Source organism: Nocardia sp. NRRL WC-3656 (assembly GCF_000720265.1).
In the GTDB taxonomy this organism is placed as follows: domain Bacteria; phylum Actinomycetota; class Actinomycetes; order Mycobacteriales; family Mycobacteriaceae; genus Nocardia; species Nocardia nova.
This window is the reverse complement of record NZ_JOJF01000070.1, coordinates 1-2,761: the sequence shown is the minus strand read 5'-3', so window position 1 is coordinate 2,761 and position 2,761 is coordinate 1. Positions and strand designations below refer to the sequence as shown.

Here is a 2,761-nt window from a genome sequence, read left to right as displayed (position 1 = left end):
TCTTTTGAAGGATCACGCGGTGACCACCCTCTATCCGGCTACGACACGCTCAGACATTTGCTGGCGTCCGGTCGTACACCATCCTGCTGGACTCAACCCCGCCCCCCTTCGCATCCCGAAGCTGGTCAATCACGAAGTCTGTGCCAGATCCCGGATTGGGTCGGCATTGACAGCTGGCGGGCGTGTGGTGGTTGCATGTCGGTTTGTGGGTAATGACGGCGGGGCCGGTTCGGTGTGCTGTCGCGGGTCGAGTTGGAGCGGTTCTTTCACGGAGATTGTGTCCTCAGCTAGATCGGAGTGCAGCGCAATGACGACGTCGCGAACCCTGTCAATCCCCTCGAAGTGTGGAGGCTCCTTTATGCGGCCTGGTCTCGTGACAGGGCCGCTGCCGAGGCCGCTCGGACCGCGGCCATGTGGGTCTCGTAGTTGATCGGTGACATTCCGCCGCACAGGCTGTGGCGGCGGGTCGGGTTGTAGAAGCCGGTGATCCAGGTGACGATCCGCACCGCGGCTTCGGCACGGGTGCGGAAACGGTGCCGATGGACGAACTCGACCTTCAGGGTGGAGTTGAACGATTCGGCCGGGGAATTGTCCAGGGCCGAGGCGACCCGGCCCATCGACTGCACCACACCCAGATGCCGGCACAAGGCGTTGGTGGCCGCCGCGGTGTATTCGCTGCCGCGATCGGAGTGGAAGATCACCCCGTCGATCGCCTCGATCCCGCCTCTGGTAGCCGCAGCCATTTTCATTGCAGCACAGGATAGTTCGGCGTCATGGTGGGCGCTGGTGGCGTAGCCGAGTAGCCGGCCCGAGAACCGGTCCTCCACCGCCGCCAGATACAGTTTCCCCTCGTCGGTGACGATCTCGGTGACGTCGCCGACCCACAGCACATCCTGGGCGACGGCGGTGAACTGGCGGCGCAACAGATCCGGCGCCGCTGCCCGTTTCCCCTGCCGCGTGGTCGAGTGTCTGCGTTTGACTTTCCTTGCCACCCAACCGTTTTCGGCCATGATCGTGGCGATGGTGTTATCGGAGACCTGCCAGCCCTCCTCCCGTAACTCCAGCCCGATCCGCGGACTGCCGTAGGTGCGGCCCGAATCGGCGAACTCCTTGCCGATCGCGGCGGTCAACTTCTCGCGGCGCTGCGCGCGCTCGGTGGGCTCACGGTCGTTCCACTTGTAGAACCACGACTCGCTGACCTCGAGAGCGCGGCAGGAAACGGCATGTGGCACACAGTGTTCGGTCCTCTGGGAGGCGATGAACCCGGCCACGCTCACTTGGTCGCCTCCTTCACCCACAGGACCACTGATCGCTTGAGCACATCACGCTCCATCGCCAGCTCGGCATTCTCGCGCCGCAACCGCAGCAACTCGGCCCGCTCGGACTCGCTGAGCCGATCATCGCCGCCACCTTCGCGCTGGGCCCGATCCCGGGCCACCCACGTGGTCAGCGTGCCCTCGTTGACCCCCAGCTCACGGGCAACCTGCGCGACCGGCCGCCCCGTCTCGCGCACGATCCGGACCGCTCCCTCACGGAACTCCGCATCGAACTTGCGTCTCTTCTCCGCCATCTGGCCTTTCCTCTATGGTCCGGCCTCCACGATATGAGGGGAAACGCACCCGCAAGATCTGTTCGCTGTTGCGGAACTCCTGATCGGGGTGCTGGTAAGAATGGCGCCACACGAGGCAATCAGAAGGCGACGGTAACGAACGGCCGCGTGACGCCCCGGGCTGCATGATATTTCCGCAGGTCGCCGCAGTACGCAGCCGCGTCGAGCCGACGGGTGCTGCTGAAGTGCATCGCTAGCGGCGACTGAATTCAAGATCGCAGAATGGCTGTGCTACCTGGGTTTTCTCTCGCCGTATGTCCCAGGTGACACCATCCTTGACGGCACCCCAAGTCATGAGCCAGGCCGCCGAGGTCGCCGACTAGGCTGGTGCTTTGCTCCTGTCCGGCGTATCCGGGCGAGCCAGGCGCTGGCGTCGATGACCTTCCCCTCGGGGATGTGGTGTAGCGAGCTGGCCTGCGAGTCGACGAAGACCCGGTATCGGCTCTGTTTCAGCTCCTCCACGATCCAGCCTGTGTCGAACGCCTTCCGGATGACGGTGTCGCTGATCTGCGGCCCGAATCGTGGCCCGGTGTCCGACATGGCCAGCACATGTACATAACCGCCGGGACGGCATACGGCGTGCAAGTTCCGCACGTACGTGGTTCGGTCCTCTGGGCCGAATTCGTGGAACAGTGCGCTGTCGATGATCGTGTCGAAGCGGCAGGTGCCGGCTCTGGGGCGCAGCGCGTCGGCGACCTCGAAGCGAGCTGTGACGGCGTGTTCAATCGCATTCTCCCGGGACCGCATGATCGCAGAGTGTGAAGAGTCGATGCCAGTGACCTCGTATCCGAGGCGGGCGAGGTGAATGGTGTGTTCTCCTGTGCCACACCCGGCGTCCAGGACTGCGCCGCGAATCCATCCGTCGCGTTCCAGCGCGATGATCGCAGGCTGCGGTTCGCCAATTACCCAAGTCGCCGTGTTGGACTCGTACGCGAAGTCGAAAAAGGACAGAGAAGTGGACGTCGTCTGCGCGGGGGTGAACAGTGTTCCGCCGCCCTCCTCTGCAAAGTATCCGCCGTTGGTCGATTTCACAGATAACCTACTTGGTGGAGCTGACTGCGCTCGCCGAAGTTCCCCACTTGTGCTCGCCGAAATTCCCCACCCGTGAGCGGTGTCGATTATAGGGGTTCGCGGTTTCCGGTGGTGGCTCGG

At 63.8% G+C, this 2,761-nt stretch carries 3 protein-coding genes; all 3 read right to left on the bottom strand.

Annotated elements, in window-relative coordinates; genetic code table 11:
* Window positions 1-356: 356 nt before the first annotated feature.
* Window positions 357-1,277: an IS3 family transposase gene (locus tag IG65_RS35475; protein WP_030518979.1), complete on the bottom strand. Its 921-nt coding sequence runs from the start codon at window positions 1,275-1,277 to the stop codon at window positions 357-359.
* The gene (locus IG65_RS0133745) at window positions 1,274-1,570 is read right to left on the bottom strand and encodes a transposase (RefSeq protein ID WP_030518978.1); all 297 of its coding nucleotides are present in this window, start codon (window positions 1,568-1,570) and stop codon (window positions 1,274-1,276) included. Before IG65_RS0133745 ends, IG65_RS35475 begins: the two co-directional genes overlap by 4 nt.
* 330 nt (window positions 1,571-1,900) lie before the next feature.
* On the bottom strand, window positions 1,901-2,641 hold the full coding sequence (locus tag IG65_RS0133740; protein WP_369801648.1) for a class I SAM-dependent methyltransferase: 741 nt from the start codon (window positions 2,639-2,641) through the stop codon (window positions 1,901-1,903).
* Window positions 2,642-2,761: the final 120 nt, after the last annotated feature.

Excerpts from the sequence above, each read along its gene's own strand:
- IG65_RS0133745 (WP_030518978.1), bottom strand. The coding sequence starts at position 1,570 with ATGGCGGAGAAGAGACGCAAGTTCGATGCGGAGTTCCGTGAGGGAGCG.